The sequence below is a fragment of the Actinacidiphila cocklensis genome (assembly GCF_907177275.1).
GTDB lineage: Bacteria > Actinomycetota > Actinomycetes > Streptomycetales > Streptomycetaceae > Actinacidiphila > Actinacidiphila cocklensis.
The window spans coordinates 20963-38123 of record NZ_CAJSLV010000103.1; the positions used below are offsets into that span (position 1 = coordinate 20963).

General features: G+C 71.6%; 12 protein-coding genes. 5 read left to right on the forward strand and 7 right to left on the reverse strand.

Going from position 1 to position 17161, the window contains the following annotated elements; genetic code table 11:
• Positions 1–197 precede the first annotated feature (197 nt).
• Positions 198–1079, reverse strand: coding sequence for an SDR family NAD(P)-dependent oxidoreductase (locus tag NFU81_RS35315; protein ID WP_251499595.1), 882 nt, complete (start codon positions 1077–1079; stop codon positions 198–200).
• Positions 1080–1195: 116 nt separating this feature from the next.
• Between NFU81_RS35315 and NFU81_RS35320 the strand changes: the two genes are divergently transcribed.
• Positions 1196–1801, forward strand: coding sequence for a TetR/AcrR family transcriptional regulator (locus NFU81_RS35320; RefSeq protein ID WP_251499598.1), 606 nt, complete (start codon positions 1196–1198; stop codon positions 1799–1801).
• Between the two features lie 357 nt (positions 1802–2158).
• On the opposite strand, the gene NFU81_RS35325 is transcribed toward NFU81_RS35320, so the two are convergent.
• The 4 genes from NFU81_RS35325 to NFU81_RS35340 all read right to left on the reverse strand — a co-directional run bounded on the left by NFU81_RS35325 (position 2159) and on the right by NFU81_RS35340 (position 8269).
• On the reverse strand, positions 2159–2677 hold the full coding sequence (locus NFU81_RS35325) for a hypothetical protein (RefSeq protein ID WP_251499601.1): 519 nt from the start codon (positions 2675–2677) through the stop codon (positions 2159–2161).
• 195 nt (positions 2678–2872) lie between these two features.
• Positions 2873–4033 (reverse strand): ricin-type beta-trefoil lectin domain protein, encoded by a 1161-nt coding sequence (locus NFU81_RS35330; protein WP_251499603.1) that lies wholly within the window; start codon positions 4031–4033, stop codon positions 2873–2875.
• The gene (locus tag NFU81_RS35335) at positions 4030–6774 is read right to left on the reverse strand and encodes a ricin-type beta-trefoil lectin domain protein (RefSeq protein WP_251499606.1); all 2745 of its coding nucleotides are present in this window, start codon (positions 6772–6774) and stop codon (positions 4030–4032) included. Before NFU81_RS35335 ends, NFU81_RS35330 begins: the two co-directional genes overlap by 4 nt.
• Before the next feature lie 58 nt (positions 6775–6832).
• The gene (locus tag NFU81_RS35340) at positions 6833–8269 is read right to left on the reverse strand and encodes a glycoside hydrolase family 76 protein (protein ID WP_251499610.1); all 1437 of its coding nucleotides are present in this window, start codon (positions 8267–8269) and stop codon (positions 6833–6835) included.
• Between the two features lie 435 nt (positions 8270–8704).
• Between NFU81_RS35340 and NFU81_RS35345 the strand changes: the two genes are divergently transcribed.
• Both NFU81_RS35345 and NFU81_RS35350 read left to right on the forward strand, forming a co-directional pair.
• A complete protein-coding gene (locus NFU81_RS35345) occupies positions 8705–9895 on the forward strand; it encodes a helix-turn-helix domain-containing protein (protein WP_251499612.1) in 1191 nt (396 codons plus the stop codon).
• Between the two features lie 306 nt (positions 9896–10201).
• On the forward strand, positions 10202–11044 hold the full coding sequence (locus NFU81_RS35350) for an ATP-binding protein (protein ID WP_251499614.1): 843 nt from the start codon (positions 10202–10204) through the stop codon (positions 11042–11044).
• Between the two features lie 49 nt (positions 11045–11093).
• On the opposite strand, the gene NFU81_RS35355 is transcribed toward NFU81_RS35350, so the two are convergent.
• Together NFU81_RS35355 and NFU81_RS35360 are read right to left on the reverse strand one after the other, a co-directional pair.
• The gene (locus tag NFU81_RS35355) at positions 11094–11594 is read right to left on the reverse strand and encodes a DUF6193 family natural product biosynthesis protein (RefSeq protein WP_251499617.1); all 501 of its coding nucleotides are present in this window, start codon (positions 11592–11594) and stop codon (positions 11094–11096) included.
• A gap of 569 nt (positions 11595–12163) precedes the next feature.
• Positions 12164–13264, reverse strand: coding sequence for a LacI family DNA-binding transcriptional regulator (locus NFU81_RS35360; RefSeq protein ID WP_308208353.1), 1101 nt, complete (start codon positions 13262–13264; stop codon positions 12164–12166).
• 337 nt (positions 13265–13601) lie between these two features.
• On the opposite strand from NFU81_RS35360, the gene NFU81_RS35365 reads away from it, so the two are divergent.
• Together NFU81_RS35365 and NFU81_RS35370 are read left to right on the forward strand one after the other, a co-directional pair.
• On the forward strand, positions 13602–14897 hold the full coding sequence (locus NFU81_RS35365) for an extracellular solute-binding protein (protein WP_251499619.1): 1296 nt from the start codon (positions 13602–13604) through the stop codon (positions 14895–14897).
• A 218-nt stretch (positions 14898–15115) separates the two neighbouring features.
• Positions 15116–17161: a DUF4139 domain-containing protein gene (locus NFU81_RS35370; protein ID WP_251499622.1), complete on the forward strand. Its 2046-nt coding sequence runs from the start codon at positions 15116–15118 to the stop codon at positions 17159–17161.

Consider the following 17161-nt stretch of genomic DNA (forward strand, 5'->3'; position numbering starts at 1 on the left):
ACCTTCCCCCCAACCCCCCCTGACCGTTCGCCGGCCTCGACCGGCGAAGCGTGAAGGTCACAGGATGCCACGCGTGTCAGGGACTTCCGACGCTGGTCCCAAGTGCGATCGGAGCGGGGCTGTTTGCCGCCGGAACCCGGCCCTCGGCGCACCGCGGGGCGGCACGTCGGAGGGGGAGCTTCCGGCCCGCGGCACCCTCAACCCGCCTGCCCCAGCGGGTCTATCTGCTCGGGCGTCGCGTCGTCCGCGGTGGTGGACCGGCTGAGCTCGCCCCACCGCTCGTCCTCCGCGAGCAGCGCCCGGCCGGCGGCGGTGGCGTACGCGTACGCGTCGGGGCCGACCAGCAGCCGCAGCGGCGGTTCGTCGAGGGCGACGACGTCGAGCAGCAGCCGGGCAACCTTCGCCGGGTCGCTGGCCGCGGTCAACTCGGGGTTGTGCCGCGCGGCCATCACGCCGACCGTCTCGGCGTACTCCGGGCGGACCGGGTCGATCCGCATCGAGGAGCCGGCCCAGTCGGTGCGCATGCCGCCGGGCTCCAGCACGGTCACCTTGATGCCCAGCGGGCCGACCTCGGCGGCCAGCACCGAGGAGAAGCCGCCGACGGCCCACTTCGCGGACTGGTACGCCGACAGACCCGGAATGGCCAGCCGCCCGCCGACCGAGGACACCTGCACGATGTGCCCGGAGCGCTGCTCGCGCATCACCGGCAGGGCGGCCCGGGTGAGCCGGACGACACCGAAGAGGTTGGTGTCGACCTGGGTGCGGAAGTCGTCGAAGTCGACGTCCTCGACCGCGCCGACGTTGGCGTATCCGGCGTTGTTGACCAGCACGTCGAGCCGCCCGAAGCGGTCGACGGCGGTGCGGACCGCGGCGCGGGCGGCCTGCTCGTCGGTCACGTCGAGCGGGACGACGGCGAGCCGGTCGCCGTACTTGGCGGCGAGGTCGTCCAGCGCCTTGGGGCTGCGGACGCCGGCGACGACCTGGTGACCGGCGTCGAGGACGGCGCGGACTATCTCCCGGCCGAGGCCGCGGGAGGCGCCGCTGACCAGGAAGACGGAGGGGGTGGCAGGGGTGGGCATGGCCGGCTCCTTCGAGCGGGGGGGCTACTGACTAACCGGTTGATTAGCAGCTGTCTCCAGGAAACTCCTCGATCGGGCAGATGTCAACTGTCCGGTTAGTTGATACGCTGGGTGTCATGAAAAGGGACGTCGCCGCCGCCAAGGCCATCGGCCGGGACGCGGACGCCACCAGGCGCCGCCTGCTGGACGCGGCCACCCGCGAGTTCGCCGCGTACGGCATCGCCGGCAGCCGGGTCGACCGCATCGCGGCCGACGCCCGCAGCAACAAGGCGCAGATCTACCACTACTACGGCAGCAAGGACGGCCTCTTCGACGCCGTCTTCGACGCGATGTGCCACGAGACGCTCGACGTGGTCCCCATCGACGCCGCCGACCTCCCCGAGTACGCCGGCCGCCTCCACGACTCCTACGTGGAACGGCCCTGGGTGCAGCGCCTCGCCACCTGGTACCGCCTGGAGCGGGCCGGCAGCGGCGGCCTGCTGCCGATCGTCCTCGACAGCAACGCGGCGAAGGTGCGGGCGATCACCGAGGCGCAGGAGGCGGGCAGGCTGCCCACCCGCTTCTCCGCGGCCGAACTGCTGGGCCTGGTGCTGCACCTCTCCGGCTTCTGGAGCAGCAACGTGCCGGAGTACGACGCGGTGGTCTCCGACGGTGCCGCGGGCTCCGCGGCACACCGCCGCGAGGTCGTCGTGGCGGCGGTGGCGGCGCTGATCGCCGCCTGACGGCGGCGGTACGCCGTCCCGGCGGGAGTACGGCTTCTCCGCCACGGTGGCGGCCGTGCCCGCGCTGCGCACGCGCGACGCGTGACGCTGCCGGGGTGCCCGGCAGCAGGTTCACCAGTCGTCGGCGGCCGTCTCTCCGTCCGTATCCGACGCTGCGGCGGCCGCTTCCCGCTGCCACTTGGCGAGCCCGTTCCGGGTCGCCACGGTCCCATGGTGTTCAGGACCGTTGACCGCCTCGCGGTCGGCAAGCACCTCGGTGAAGGCGGCGACCGCGCCGGAGAGGTCGCCGGCTTCGCCGCGGTACCAGGCCAGGTTGTGCCGGGCGACGAATGTCTTGGCGTCGTCAGGACCGATCGCTCAGCCCTGGGAGGCGTCCGGCGGCGTAGGGCGGTCCTGGCTCTCCTCGGCGCGGGCGGCCTCGGGGCGGCCGACGTGCACGTCCCCGCGCACGACGGCGGCCGCGACGGAGCCGTCCTGCGCCCGTACGGTGAGGTTGCCGCCGACGGCGACGCCGCCGCGGTCGGCGCTCACCCCCGCCTGCGGGAGGGACAGCCGGGCCAGCAGCGCGCGCAGGTCGGCGGCGGCACGCCCGCGTTCGGCGGCGTCGTCGAGGTCGTCGAGCAGGTCCTGGATGCGGGTCTGCCAGATCGCGCGGTAGGCCGCCCGTACGGACTCGGCCCGATCGGCTTCCACCGACGCCAGTTCCGCGCCGGTCTGGTCGAGCCGTTCCAGTACCGACGTCTCGCGGCGTGGGTTCCCGCGCCCGAACCAGCGTGCCAGGCTGTCGCGCAGGCCGGTCCAGGCGTCCGTACCGGCTGCCGTGGTGACAGCCGCTCCCCCCGAGGCCGCGAGTGCGGCGAGTGCTTCGTCCAGCATGGACACCCCTGTACACACCTGTACGCAAAAGCCGTTGGGAAGACGGTATCCCGTGCCGCGGGGCGCTGTCCCGGTCATGGGACGGTGCCCGCCGCGAATCGCGGGAACGCGCGGCGAGGGCCGGGAGGGCGCCCTGTCCCGCCGGGGAGGGGTCCGGTGGGACAGGGCGGGGAAGGCCCCGGAGAGGGGCGGGGTTCAGGACGTCTGCGGAGCCGTCCACTTCTGGGCGTTGGTGCCGTTGCAGTCCCAGAGCTGGAGTTGGGTGCCGTCGGTGGTGGAGGACGACGGGTCGTCCACGCAGCGGCCGGAGACCGGGTTGCGGTAGCCGCCGTTGTAGGCCGTCCACTTCTGGGCGTTGGTCCCGTTGCAGTCCCAGATCTGGAGCTTGGTGCCGTTGGCGGTGCCGGCCGAGGTGGCGTCGAGGCACTTGCCGAGCACCCGCAGGGTGCCGTCACCGGGTACGTTCCACACCTGGGCGTTGGTCCCGTTGCAGGACCACAGCTGGACGGCGGCGCCGTTCGTGGTGGAACTGGCGTTGTCGTCCAGGCACTTGCCGCTGATGCCGGAGTGGATGACGCCGCTGGTCAGCGCGACGGGGGCGTGGATCCAGCCGGCGGCGTCCGCGGCCTGGACCGCGGAGTTGAAGGCGGTGGCCATCTTGACGTAGCCGCCGTCGTTGGGGTGGAGGGCGTCCGCGAGGTCGGCGGCGGTCAGCGCGCCCATGTCGACGTAGCCGACGTGCCTGCCCGCCGCCTGTTCGGCCTGGACGATGCCGGGGACGGCCTGGTTGAACGCGGGCCGGTTGGGCTCCTCGGTGGAGTTGGTGGAGATGATCAGCGACGCGAGGAGCACGGTCGCGTCGGGGGCGTCGGCGGTGATCTGGTCGACGAGCGCGTGCAGCCGGTCGGTGGCGGTGGGCACCTGGTAGTTCTGGTTGAGGTCGTTGGTGCCGATCTCCAGGGTGATGACGTTGGGCCGGTAGCGGGCCAGCACGGAGTCGGCGATGCCGGCTATCTGGTCGATGCGCCAGCCGGAGTGGCCCTCGTTGTCGGGGTCGGACATGACGCCGTCGCGCCCGCTGCCGACGAAGTCCAGCGTGTGGCCCTCGCCCGCGAGGTCGTTCCACAGTGCGGAGCGGTAGCTGTCGCCGGTGCTGCTGCCGACGCCCCAGGTGATCGAGTCGCCCAGCGGCATCAGCCGCAGCGGGGCGGGAGCGGCGGCGGCCGCGGGTGTGGCCGCGGGTGTGGCCGCGGGTGTGGCCGCGGGTGTGGCCGCGTCGGCGGTGGTGCCGCCCACGGCGGTCAGTGCGGCCGCCGCGGTCAGTGCGGCGGCGAGTGCTGCGGTGAGTCGCCTCATCGTCCGGTCCCCCAGATCTGGTTGGTGCCACCGGTGCAGGTCCAGATGTCCAGCGGCGTGCTGTCGGCCGTGCCGTGCGCGTCGGCGTCCAGGCACTTGCCCGAGGCGACACCGACGACCGTGCCGTCGGACCTGACGTTCCACTGCTGGCCCGCGCTTCCGTTGCAGTCGTAGATCTCCACGCCGGTGCCGTCGGCCGTGCCGCCGCCGATCGGCTGCAGGCACTTGGTGTCGAAGACGGTCAGCCGGCCGTTGGGAGTGGAGGTCCAGGCCTGGTTGCCCGCGCCGTTGCAGTCCCACAGGGCGGGCTGGGTGCCGTTGGCCTGGTTGGCGGCCGGTACGTCGACGCAGCGGCCGGACTCCTGGCCGCGCAGCGGGGTGGTGACGCTGCCGCGGTCCCACTTCTGGTTGGCCCCGCCGTTGCAGGTCCACAGCTCCAGCGGGCTGCCGTTGGTGGTGCCGTTCGCCGTGGCGTCCAGGCACTTGCCGGAGCCGACGCCGACGACCGAGCCGTCGGCCTGGATGTTCCACTGCTGTCCCGCCGTGCCGTTGCAGTCGTATATCTGCACGGCGGTGCCGTCGGCGGTGGCGCCGCCTGCCGCGTCGAGGCACTTGCTGCCGTAGATCATCAGCTGCTTGGACGGGGTCGCGGTCCAGGTCTGGTTGCCGCCGCCGTTGCAGCCCCACAGGGCGACCGCGGTGTTGTTCGCCTGGCTGGAGGCGGGCACGTCGGCGCACAGGCCGGACTGCCGGCCCTTGAGCACGCCGCTGACGTTGCCCGCGGGGTTCGCGGTGACGGACAGGTTGTCGAACTGGTCGGTCTGGTAGCCGACGACGCCGAAGCCGATCTGGCCGCTGCCGTAGGAGTTGTCGTTGACGGTGCCGAGGGTGCCGCCGTCGAGGGTGGCGGTGATCCGGTCGCCGGAGAAGCCCAGCGTGAGGGTGTGCCAGGTGTTCAGGGCCAGTCCGGCGTGGGTGCCGGAGGCCAGCGTGGTCAGCGTGCCCGAGCTGGTGTTCTTCGCGATCGACCAGGCACCGGTGTTGCTCAGCCTCAGCTGGTACGCCGCCTGGTGGCCCTGCGGGCGGTTCTGGGTGTTGGCTCGGCCGAGCAGGGTGACGGTGCCGGCCTGCTGGAGGTCGACGTCGGTGCTGACCGTGTAGTCGGACCAGGTGGGGTCGCCGGCCAGGGTGAAGGCGTCGGAGTCGTCCTGCCACTCGATCGGCTTGACCGGTGCGACCTGCTGGACGCAAGTCCCGGAGCGTCCGGCGGCGCACGGCCTGGCCTCGAAGGAGCCTTGCATGTCGGACAGGTACCTGGCTTCGGTGTTGGTGGCCGTGCCGTCGTAGCTGTCGGAGTACGGCAGCGCCAGCGCGTGGTCGGCGGGCGCGGTCGCGGTGCCCTTGCCCTGCCCGGTGGTCGTGGTGACGGTGTAGACGTAACCGGGCTGCAGCGTCAGGGAGTAGCTGCCGCCGGACGGCGTGATGTCCTGGGTGTGGACGAAGTCGGTGGCCGCGCTGGGCGAGTTGACCCGGGTGGCCCAGACGTGGACGGCGCCGGTGGACAGGCCGCCCTGGACGTGCACGGTCGCGGTCTGTGCCGCGGTCGCGGTGGTGGTCTCCAGGACGGTCGAGTAGTCCGTGCCGTTGGGGGACTTGAGCGTCACGTAGCTGCCGTTGGTCTCGGCGCCGCCGAGGTAGCCGGACGCGGAGTCGACGAACTTCCAGCCGGGCTGCGCGAACTGCGTGACCTGCGCGGTGGCCCAGGTGTTCTCGCCGATGCTGTAGTGCCCCGACCAGGGGGAGGCGGCGGTGGCCAGGCCGACCGTGGCGTAGGGCAGGTTGGGGTAGATCGCCGCGACCAGCGGCCAGTTGAGGTACGCCGTCATGCGGGCGTCCACGTAGCCGCGGACGATGGAGCGGATCAGCGGCGGTGCGCCCTGGTCCATGTCGATCGAGCCGTTCTCGCTGGCCCACAGCGGTTTGCCGTTGTTCTTCGCGGTGGTGCTGGACGAGCAGGTGTTCGCGTTGCCGCCGTCGCCGCCCTGGCAGGGGTAGTGGGCGCCGATGACCGAGACGGCGTTGTTGAAGGCGGAGTTGGCGGCCATGTCGTCGGCGACGCCCCACCCGCTGTCGTCACCGACGATCTGCACGCTGCCGTATCCGGCGGAGTTCAGGGCCGAGCGCAGCTGGATGTACCAGTTGATGTCGTGGCCGCGCTCGTTCCAGCCGCCGAGGTAGTCGACGGTCAGGTTGTGCTGCTTGGCGCAGCCCAGCCACGAGATGAGGTAGTTGATGGTGTCGGTGGACCAGAAGCCGCCGCTGATCCAGCCGGGCGCCGCCCAGGCGAGCCCGTACAGCTTGATGTTCGGGTTGCGGGCCTTGGCCTGCTCCATCAGCCAGAACTCGTATCCGGCGTTGCAGTTGATCTGCCCGCGGACGTGCTCGATCGAGGGTTCCGAGCCGTCCGTGGAGTTGGCGTCGCCGCCGATCTCGGCCTTGAGCAGTTGCAGGCTCGCTCCGTAGCCGGGTTTGAAGAGGTAGTCCAGGATCTGCGCCTGCTGGGTGGCCGGATAGTCGGTCAGCAGGCGGGAGTTGCCGCCGCCGCCGCTGATGGCGCCGATGCCGTCGAAGGTCCTGCCGCCCTGCGTGCCGTCCACGGTGATCGAGGTGGTGGTGGCGGCCTGCGCGGAGGTGAGGGGGACGGCCGCGAGCAGTGCGGCCAGCAGACCCAGGACCCACAAGGGCGTGAGTCTCCAGTGTCGGGACATGGTGGGGGGACCCTTTCGGAGGAAGGAGGTGTCAGCCGGCCGCGTTGAGCAGGTCGAGCACGCTCTGCTGGCAGCCGTAGTCGCTGCTGCCGCTGCCGCCGGCCCAGTGCGGGCCGTACTGGTCGAGGGCGTTGCGGTCGTGCGCGTAGGCCGAGTCGGCCCAGGTGGTCAGCACCCCGCTGTAAGGGTGGTCGGACAGCTGGGAGTTGAGCTTGCCCAGGCCGCGGACGTACGCGCCCTTGAAGGTGGGGCCGTCGCCGGTGCAGGAGTCGCCCTCGCCGGGTTCGCGCAGCACCCCGCCGGAGGCGAGCCGTACGGTGGAGGCGTCGGCGAGGCCGCGGGCGGTGGTCAGCAGCCCGGCGTCACCGGTGGCCCGGTACAGCTCGGTGAGCCCGCCGAGCACCACGCCCTGGTTGTACGTCCAGGTGGTCTGGCCGTTGTTGGCGCAGGACGACGTCAGGCCGTCGTTGACCATGTGGTCGCCGTTGATCATCCCGCTGGCCTTGAACCAGTTCCACTCGGCCTGCGCCCGGGCGAGGTAGGTGGTGTCGCCGCCGATGCGGTTGTGCAGGGCCGCGGTCAGCTGCAGGAACAGCTCGTTGGTGATGGCGTTCTTGTACGTGCTCGCCTGGCTCCACCAGACCCCGCCGCCGCAGGTGCCGTTCCAGTACGCGTACATGTGGTCGGCGTCGGCGCGGGCGGTCGCCAGGTAGCGGCTGTCACCGGTCAGGTCGTACGCGTCGATCCAGGCCAGGCCCCACCAACCGGTGTCGTCCAGGTAGTCGTTGGTGAAGTTGCCCTGCTGGGCGCCGAGGTTCTTGTCGTAGGTCTCGGCGATGGCGTAGCGGTAACTGCCCATGCCCGTCACGCGGACGTTGTCGATGATCGCGGTGAGCGCGTTGGCGCCGGTCCACCAGCCGTTGCCGCCGAAGAGCTTGGTGGAGCGGTCGAAGGACATCATCAGGGCGGTGGCCGCGGCGGTGCGGCGGTTGCCGGCGTTCCAGGTGGTGCGCGCCCACGCCGTACAGGCGATGTCGGCCCGGTCGCCGGCCTTGCCGCAGGCCCGCAGGGCGCCGACGCCCTCGGCGCCCCAGTCGTCCACGTTGTACATCTGTGTGCGCCAGCCGCGCTGGCCCGCGGGGGTCGTGGTGTCGCCGAGCCTGCTCCCCGACGACCAGGTCCTGCCGCCGTCGAAGGACCGGTCGATCCACACCTCGTCGCCGGGGTTGCCGTTGTCGATCGACGCCCAGCCCATCGCGTCGGCGTCGTCGAAGTGCAGGGTGATGGTGCGGGAGAAGACGCCGGCGGTGACGGGGGCGCGGTCCCCACCGCTCAGGCCCGGGTCGCGGGCGTCGCAGTACGCGTTGCAGATGCTGGTTGCTGCGGCGGCCTGGGGGATGCCGCTGGTGGCGCCGAGCAGTGCGGTGGCGGCTAGCGCCGCGGCCAGCAGGAAACGTAAGGAGCGCATGGCTGCCCTTCCTGGGTGAGAATGTTGAGGCTTCACCGTTTCTCCGGTGGACAACGTTGTCATCCGTGGGGGTGTGCGCGGAAAACAACAGATTTCCCCAGAAGGGAACTGCGTGCGGCCTCGCTTGTCAATGCACCTGACAAGTTGCGCTCCCCCGTCCCGCGGGGCGCGGGTCGCCACCGGCCCGGATGGGGGCTGTTCGGCCCGCCCCGGACCACCGACTGGCGAGCGAAGGGAGATGGGGGCGCCCCCAGGCGAAGCCGTTCCTCGGCCTGTGCCGAGAACTCGCCGCACAGCAGCAACGTTCGCCCTGCATTTCGGGAAAGCGTGAACGTGGCATCTTGTGCCTGCGACCCTCCGGCGTCCGGATCGGGCGGCGTACCGTAGAGCCACCATCCTTCACCGGGGGTAGACGTGGGCGGATTCGAGTCCGGAATGGGCGACCGTATCGCGGAGCTTCGGCTGCGTCGCGGCCTCTCCCAAGAGGGGCTGGCTGACAAGGCAGGCCTGTCGGTCGACGTCGTACGGAAACTGGAACAGGGTCGGCGGACCTCAGCGAGGCTGACCACGGTCAACGCTCTGGCCAGGGCGTTGGACACCGAGCCGTCCTTTCTCGTCGGCCAGCCCTCGACGTTCGAGGGTTCTCACGCGGTGGAGTCCGACCTGCCCTCGGTGCTCGCGTTGCGCCAGGCGGTGTCGCCGTTGACGGACCTCATGGGGGGCGAAGCGGACCCGGAGGAACCACCGTCCATCGCTGACCTGCAAGCGTCGCTTGCCTCGACCGAGGTCATCCGGCGTGAAGGGCGTATGGGCGAAATCGGCTCGCTGCTCCCCCAGTTGATCCGTGACGCCCGTGCCGCTGTGCATGCCTACACCGGTGTTGACGCTGCCGCCGCCCAATCGGTACTGGCGGTGGCGTATCAGGTGGCGGCCACGACACTGACGGCGCTGGGCAAGGAGGACGCGGCCTTTACGGCGATGGAACGTTCGTGGGCTGCTATCAGGTGCTGCGACGACCCGGACCTTGAGACGCTGGCTGCGTCTACGCTCTCGTGGGTCTTCACCAAGCAGGGGCGGCTTGAGGATGCCGAGCGCGTTGCGCTCATCCGCGCTGAGCAGATTGAGCCGGGCTTCCGCTCCTCGCCCAGGGACCTGGCGCTGTGGGGGGTACTGCTGTTACGTGCCGCCACTGCCGGCGTACGCCAGGAACGTCAGGTGAGTGATCTCCTGAATATGGCGACCGGCGCAGCGGCCGGCATCGGCGAGGATGTGATGGTGTACGCAACGCCTTTCGGCCCGACCAATGCCGGGGTGGCCAAGGTCAACTTCCTTGTTGAATTGGAACGCAGTGACGAGGCGATCCGCGCTGCCCGTACTGTGCCGGGCCTCGATTCGCTGCCGCCGACATGGCGGGCACGCTTCCACGTCGACCGAGCGCTGGCCTACTCCGATCTCGACAACGACGCGGCAGCGACCCGGGCTCTGTTGTCCGCTGAACACGACGCTCCCGAGTGGATGAGCTACCACTCGACGTCGCGGCGCCTGGTGGAGGATCTGCGTGGCCGTGCTCGCCGCCGAGATGCCCCGGTACTCGCGCTGGCTGACCGTCTCGGTCTCAACAGGTAGGACGCTGCGTCCTACCTGATCGCAAAGGTAGGGCGGTTCGTCACTGTGGCGCTGGAGAGGGCGCTCCTAGCGTGAGCTGCGGTAGACCCCGCGACCGTGCTGTCGGTCCCGGGGTGTGGCTCAGCGCTGGAATGGAGCTTCAAGCATGCGCGCTTTTACGGGACTTCGGTTCGGGGAGTTAGGGATCGCTTTCCGCCTGGCCCGCTCTCATGCTGGGGCGGTGGCCTGATGGGAATGCGCCTGTTGCCGTGGGCGGGTGAGGGTGGTCAGCCCTGTTACCTGAGCACCGAACGTGGGGACTCATTCATGTCGCGCCTGGCCGACGACTTCGAATCCGACCACCACCCGGGCACGGCCGGGAACCTGCCCGACCACGCCGGGGCGAGCGCGAAGGCGGGAAAGCAAGCCGAGGCTACGGGCGTTCCCATCCCGGATCGTCATCACGCTCCGAGCGGCATGCCGTCAACTGTGGTGTACCGATGGTGCCGTGACCCGTGCATCGTGATCAGGGTGCGGCGGCTGCTGGTGTGGCATCTGGCCGCGTGGGGCCTGAAGGGGCTGGCTGACGTGGCCGAACTGGTGGTCTCCGAGCTGGTCACCAACGCTGTTCAGCACGCCCACGGGCCGGAAGACACTCTGGTCGAGACGCGGTTCGAGCGCCTGCGGGACGGTGGTCTGCGCATCGAAGTGCACGACGCGAACGAGGACAAGCCGGAGCTTCGTCGGCCGTCTGCGGACGCCGAGTCGGGGCGTGGCCTGGAGCTGGTGGACGCGCTCACCGGCGGGCGCTGGGGGGTGAGCGGCCGCGAAGGAGTCGGGAAAGTCATGTGGGCCGAATGCGCGGCCGACGACGGTAGTGGGGAGGCGGCCGCCGAGGTGCGAGCCGGGCGTGAGCGGGATCGTCCCCGCAGACTGCGCCAGGAGCCCGAGGCCGTGACCTGGGCGCGCGAGAAGAGCGGCCTGACCAGGCGGCGGCTTGCCGAACTGGTCGGCATCTCGGAGCAGTTGATGGGGGAGGTCGAGTCCGGCCGGCGCAGCGCCACCCCCGCCGACCTGGCGACGATCGCCCAGGCGCTGAACTGCCCGATCGTCGTGCTGGAACGCAGACGCCCAGGCAGTACTGGCACCCGCAGCCAGGCAACGCCCTGACCCGCCTGCACCCTCAAGTACCCGGTGGCACGTGGGCCGGCCGTCGACGTCACGTGCCGAGGGTGACCGGGCCGAGGCCGGACGGCAGGTGGTGCGCAGCCGCGGCCACAGCTTCGTGGGGTGTGGCGAACCGGCCGAGGTCCTGGTCGGCGGCCATGGTGGTGCCCACCGCATATGTGCCGTCGCTCCGGGCGCTCAGACAGGGTCCGACCACGGTCAGGCCCGGCTGGGTAGTGAGGGAGAAGCGCAGCGTCCAGTGGCTTGTGAACGGATAGAGGGCGCGTAGCGTCGGCTCGGCGTGAGCTGCCTCGATCAGAGCCTGGTAGGTCTCCTGCCAGGTGTAATCCATATCGGCTGCCTCCTGGCGCATGGCCTGCCACTCGGATGCCGTCAAGCGCGCAGGGTCGAGGTGGGGTATCTCGAACCGCCCCGTCAGGTGCACGAAGGACGCGGCCAAGGCGATGTCATCGAGGTCCGCCCCGTCGTGCCACGCCTTGGCGACCCGGGCGACTGCCGCCAGATCGTCCGTTCTGCCGTCGACGAGAGCCAAGTTCTCAAACGGTCCTGTGCCGCGAATCGACCACCTCCGCCCGTGCACCCACGCGCGGACCTCAAGGGGCTGACGGTGAGGCAGGCCGCTGGCGACCGTCGCGTGGAGCAGCGGATCGGAACCCGAGGATATGGCGGGGGCGGTCCCAGGGCAGCCTTCCGCCGCAGCCCTGAGCGCGGCGGCCAGGCTCCCGGCGGCTGCGACGTCGGGGTACAGGACAGCGTGGTCAGGCGGCGTGGGCATGCCCCGATTGTGCCCGACACCCGGCCACTCACCTGTCCCGCGCATCGCCCCCTGCCCGGTCCACGCCCGCCGATGCGATCCCGCCGTACGGACCCCGCGCGCCGGGCGGAAACGGACCTGCCCCCCTGCGCTCCAGCAGGTTCGTCGCTCCGGAGACCTCCCAGCGACCACATGCCCCACCCGCCGGTGGCGGCCTGGGCGCGCCGTTCCCCGCGCCGCCGAAGAGCGCCGCCTTCCGCAGAGGCACCCTCAAGCCGCCACGCCCCGCGGAAGCGCACCCCCCGCCCCGGGGGACGCGGAGGTCGCAGGCGCGAGGGGCGCATGGGTCAGTCCCGCAGCGGCCCCGTGCTGGCCCGCACCACGAGTTCCGTGGCCAGCTCCAGGCGGCGCATGCCGCCCGGGAGCACCGTGTCGACGCCCTGGAGGACGATGCGGGCGGCCATGGCCGCCATCTGGCTGAGGGGCTGGCGGACGGTGGTCAGCGGGGGTGAGGACCAGGACGAGGTGGGCAGGTCGTCGAAGCCGACGATGCTCACGTCCCGGCCGACCTGGAGGCCCGCGTGCCGCAGGGCCTCGTACGCGCCGAGCGCCTGCAGGTCGCTGCACGCGAAGACCGCGGTGGGCGGGTCGGGCAGCGCGAGCAGCTCGCTCATGCCGGTGAGCCCGGTGCCGTGGTGGAAGTCGCCGGGCCGCATCAGGCGGGGGTCGACGGGGATGCCGGCGCCCTCCAGGGCTGCGCGGTAGCCGTCGAGGCGGGCGCGGGCGCTGAGGACGTCCTCGGGGCCGGCCAGCAGGCCGATCCTGCGGTGGCCGAGCTCCAGCAGGTGCTGGGTGGCGGTGAGCCCGCCGTGCCAGTTGGTGGCGCCGACCGACGGGATCGAGGGGTCGGGGTTGCCCACCGGGTCGACCACGACCAGCGGGGCGTTGAGGGCCTGGACCTGCCGCCGCTGCGCCTGGGCCAGTTCGGTGACCGCCAGGATGACCCCGTCGCTGCCGCGCTGCGCGAGGTTGTCCAGCCAGCGCAGCGTGTCCGCGGGCCTGCGGTGGACGGCGGTGACGACCACGCCGGTCCTGTGCTGCGCGGCGTACTCCTCGACGCCCCTGACGAGCTCCACCGACCAGGGGCTGTCGAGTTCGTTGATGACCAGGTCGATCAGGCCGACGGTGTGCGTGGGGCGGCTCCGCCGGCGCAGGTAGTTGTGGCTCTCCAGCAGCGCCTCGACCTTCTCGCGCGTGCTGTCGGAGACCTGGCTGTGGCCGTTGAGCACCTTGGAGACGGTGGCCACCGACACCCCGGCCTCCTGGGCGATGGCCGCGATGGTCACCCGCGCGGCGGGCGCCTCGGCGGCGGGCCGCGGCGAGGTGGCGGGCCCGGCCTGCGGCGCCTGGTCAGGCACGTTGGTGCGGCCGGTGTCGACCACGGTCACCTCACTGCACTCGTCGGACGCGGTCAGCGTAGAGGACGCCGCAATGATTTCCCCGCACCCGGGTCGCACACGGGTACGACCGCCGGCCACCGGCGGAGCGGCCGCCTCCGAATTCGCCGAAACTTTCGGGACCTTTCACGCGTTCCCGGCTTACCGTCTCACCACTCGGGACGTTCAACACCCGTTCAATGAGGCCGTGTCCAGTGTGGCCGCACTGTTACCGAACCGACCGTTGACGAAACGTCATCGCAACCCTACGTTCCTTCAAGCGTAAATTATCGTAACTTTCAACGGATTGAGCCGTGCTCCCCGGCTCCCGGAGGAGCGTGTGCCAACGATGAAACGTTTCGCAACCCTGCGGTCAGCCGCCACGGTGGCCGCGGTCACCGCACTCGCGCTGACCGCGACGGCCTGCGGCAGCAGCAGCTCAGGAGCGCCCGGGTCCGGCAAGGTGACCCTGTGGACGCTGCAGAACGACGGGGTCAACCCGCTGCAGAAGGTGTCGATCGCCTCCTACAACACCGCGCACAAGGCGTCGGTCACGATGAAGACCTTCGTCAACGACCCGTACAAGCAGAAGCTGCAGTCCGGGCTCAGCGGCGCCGACGCACCGGACGTCTTCCTCAACTGGGGCGGCGGCAACCTCGCCGGATACGTCAAGGCCGGCGACGTGGCGGACCTCAGCGGCCGGCTGGACGACAGCTTCAAGAAGGAGTTCCTGCCCAGCGTGCTGGACGGCGGCACCATCGGCGGCAAGGTGTACGGCGTCCCGATGGAGGGCGTGCAACCCGTCGCGCTCTTCTACAACAAGACCGTCTTCGCCCAGGCCGGCATCAAGGAACCACCCGCCACCTGGGCTCAGTTGCTCACCGACGTCGACAAGCTCAAGGCCAAGCACATCACCCCGATCGCGCTGGCCGGGTCGCAGTCCTGGACCGAGCTGATGTGGATGGAGTACCTGCTCGACCGGGTCGGCGGGCCGGAGGTCTTCAAGGCGATCGAGGAGGGCAAGCCAGGGGCCTGGGAGGACCCGGCCGTGACCACCGCGCTGAGCATGATCCGCGACCTGGTCGACCGGGGCGCCTTCGGCAAGAAGTACAGCACGGTCGGCCAGGACTCCGGCGGCACCTACACGCTGCTGTCCAGCGGAAAGGCGGGCATGCACCTGATGGGCTCCTGGGCGTACGCCGACATGCTGACCACCGCTCCCTCCTTCGTCAAGGGCGGCCATATGGGCTGGGCGCCCTTCCCGACCGTCCCGCACGGCAAGGGCGACCCGAAGGACGTGGTCGGCAACCCCTGCAACTACTTCTCCGTGACGGAGAAGTCGGACAACAAGTCGGGGGCCGTCGACTTCATCGAGAACACGGTGGCGCAGCCGTCGTACATCGCGGATCTGCTGTCCATCGGCCACGTGCCGGCCATCGCCGGCATCAAGGGGCAGCTGATGGGCGGCATCAACCCGGACTACACCGTGTTCATCTACGGCTTGGTCGAGGACGCACCGACCTTCACCCAGTCATGGGACCAGGCGCTGCCGCCTGCGACGTCGGCGACGATGCTCACGGACCTGCAGAAGGTCTTCAACAAGCTGATGACGCCGAAGCAGTTCGTCCAGGCCATGGCGTCGTAGGACCCTGCGGGCAGCCACACCGGCAGCAATCCGGTCGGCAAGCCGATACCGATCATCCGGCTCACCCCGCAGGGCAACCCCCGGGTGCTGACGGTGAAATGGCCGGACCAGGCCCCGCCGGTGGGCTGACCGGTAGGGTACGGGCGACGGATCGGCCCGGGGCCGGAGGGGGAGCGACGGTGCACGCGAGCACGCGTATATCTGCTGGTGACGGGCCGGTGGCAGGGTCCGCGGTGACGTCCGTGGTGGTGCACTCCTCGGGTGCGGTCTGCACCCGGTCGGCCCGCCTGGACCTGCCGGGTCCACCGCCCGGCGGCGGTACCGCGACCGTACGCGTCACGGGGCTGCCGCCGACCCTCCACGAGGACTCGCTGCGCGGCCGGGTGGTGTCAGGACCGAGCGGGCTGCGGGTCACCGACATCCGCGTCGAGTACGGCGCGACGCTGCGGCGCGGCGACGAACTGCCGCGGCTGCGGCTGGACCTGGAGGACGCGGAGGACCGGGAGTCGCGGCTGCGGGACCGCAGGGACCGGCTGGCCGCCGAGGTCGCGCAGGTCGCCGCGCTGCGGGCCGAGCCGCCGCTCCCCCGCCGCGGCGACCCGCCCCGCTGGGCGCCGGTCGAGTCGATCCTCGCCCTCGCCGGCTTCGTCGACTCGCGCCTGGCGGTCCTGCACCGCCGGCTGCGCGCGGTCGAGGAGGAGCTGGAGCAGGCCGACCACGCCTCCGACGTCCTGCGCCACCGCCTGGCCGAGGCCTCGAACGCCACCTCCACGAGCCGCGCGGCCCCGTCCGCGACGGCCCTGGTGACCTTCGCCCACCCGGAGCAGGAGAGCGACGCCCCCGCCCAACCCGAGGCTGTCGAGCTGGAGTTGGAGTACCACGTACCGGGGGCCACCTGGGCGCCTGTGTACCAGCTGCGGCTCGACGGGCGCAGCGGGGCCGGGACCCTGGTGCTGCGGGCCTGCGTGGCCCAGCGGGCGGGGGAGGACTGGAGCGGGGTGCGGCTCGGGCTGTCCACCGCGGACCTGCTGCGCCGGGCCGACCTGCCCGAGCTGCGGTCGCTGCGGATCGGGCGGCGGCAGGAGGAGCCCGCGCACCTCAGCTGGCGCGAGCCCCCGGCCGGGCTCGACGACCTCTTCGCCGGTTACGACGCCGCCGCCGCCGTCGCACCGGTGACCCGCGGTCTTCCCGTACCGCCGCCGCCCATGGCGGTCTCCGCGCCCCCGCCGATGCCCGCCGGCGGCTACGGAGCCGCCGCGGACCTGGCCGCACCCGCACCCGCCCGCGCCCCGGTGGCCCGCTCCCGCAGCGCGGCAGTACCGCACGCGGCCTTCGCGCCCGCCGCCCCCGGCGGCCCGGCCCTGGAGAGCGACGGGTTCGGCGCCGCGCCGGACCTGCAGCCGCCCGCCGCCCCCGCGGCGCCCGGCGCCGACCTGCTGGACTACGCCCGGCTGACCCTCGCGGGCCCGGACGCGCCCGAAGGCCGCGGCACGCTGCGGCCCGCGTCCCGGGCCGCGCACCCGGTCGCCGCGGAGTACCAGCGGCGGGCGGCCGCGGTGGGCCGCCTCGCGCGGCCCGCGCACGCCGTGGACGTACGGCGGTCCGCCGGGTCCTTCGACTACCGCTTCGACACCGCCGCCCCGGTGGACGTCGCCGCGGACGGCCGCTGGCACACCGTCCCGGTGAGCGAGGTGCAGGTGAGCACCGAGTTCGAGTACGTGTGCGTGCCCGCCGTCGACCCCGCGGTCTTCGGCACCGTCCTGGTCACCAACACCTCGGGGCACGCGCTGCTCGCGGGCCCCGTGGACGTCATGGTCGACGGCGACTTCGTGCTCACCGCCCCGCTGCCCACCCTCGCCCCCGGGCAGCGGCAGGCGGTCGGCGTGGGCGTCGCGGAGAGCGTGCGGGTCGCGCGGCGCGCGCACATGCGCGAGTCGACGGCCGGCCTTCGCGGCGGTACGACGGTGCTGGACCACACCGTGGAGATCGACGTCGCCAACCGGCTGCCCTACCCGGTCGTCGTCCAGGTGCGCGAGCGCGTACCGGTGTCCGCGGACAAGGACGTACGCATCGAGGAGCACAAGGCGAGCCCGCCGTGGACCGCGGCGGAGCGGCCGGTCGACGGGCAGGAGGACGACTACGTGCGCGGGGTGCGCAGTTGGCGCGTACCGCTGGAGCCGGGCAGCACCGCGACCCTCAACGGGGGCTACGCGATTCGGCTGCCTGCGGGCAAGGCCGTCGTCGGCGGCAACAGGAGGAACTGA

Bases quoted from the DNA above. Each gene is read 5' to 3' on its own strand.
- NFU81_RS35345 (WP_251499612.1), top strand. From the start codon at position 8,705: ATGGGCGACCGTATCGCGGAGCTTCGGCTGCGTCGCGGCCTCTCCCAA.
- NFU81_RS35315 (WP_251499595.1), bottom strand. From the start codon at position 1,079: ATGCCCACCCCTGCCACCCCCTCCGTCTTCCTGGTCAGCGGCGCCTCC.
- NFU81_RS35320 (WP_251499598.1), top strand. From the start codon at position 1,196: ATGAAAAGGGACGTCGCCGCCGCCAAGGCCATCGGCCGGGACGCGGAC.
- NFU81_RS35350 (WP_251499614.1), top strand. From the start codon at position 10,202: ATGTCGCGCCTGGCCGACGACTTCGAATCCGACCACCACCCGGGCACG.
- NFU81_RS35365 (WP_251499619.1), top strand. From the start codon at position 13,602: ATGAAACGTTTCGCAACCCTGCGGTCAGCCGCCACGGTGGCCGCGGTC.
- NFU81_RS35330 (WP_251499603.1), bottom strand. From the start codon at position 4,033: ATGAGGCGACTCACCGCAGCACTCGCCGCCGCACTGACCGCGGCGGCC.
- NFU81_RS35340 (WP_251499610.1), bottom strand. From the start codon at position 8,269: ATGCGCTCCTTACGTTTCCTGCTGGCCGCGGCGCTAGCCGCCACCGCA.
- NFU81_RS35325 (WP_251499601.1), bottom strand. From the start codon at position 2,677: ATGCTGGACGAAGCACTCGCCGCACTCGCGGCCTCGGGGGGAGCGGCT.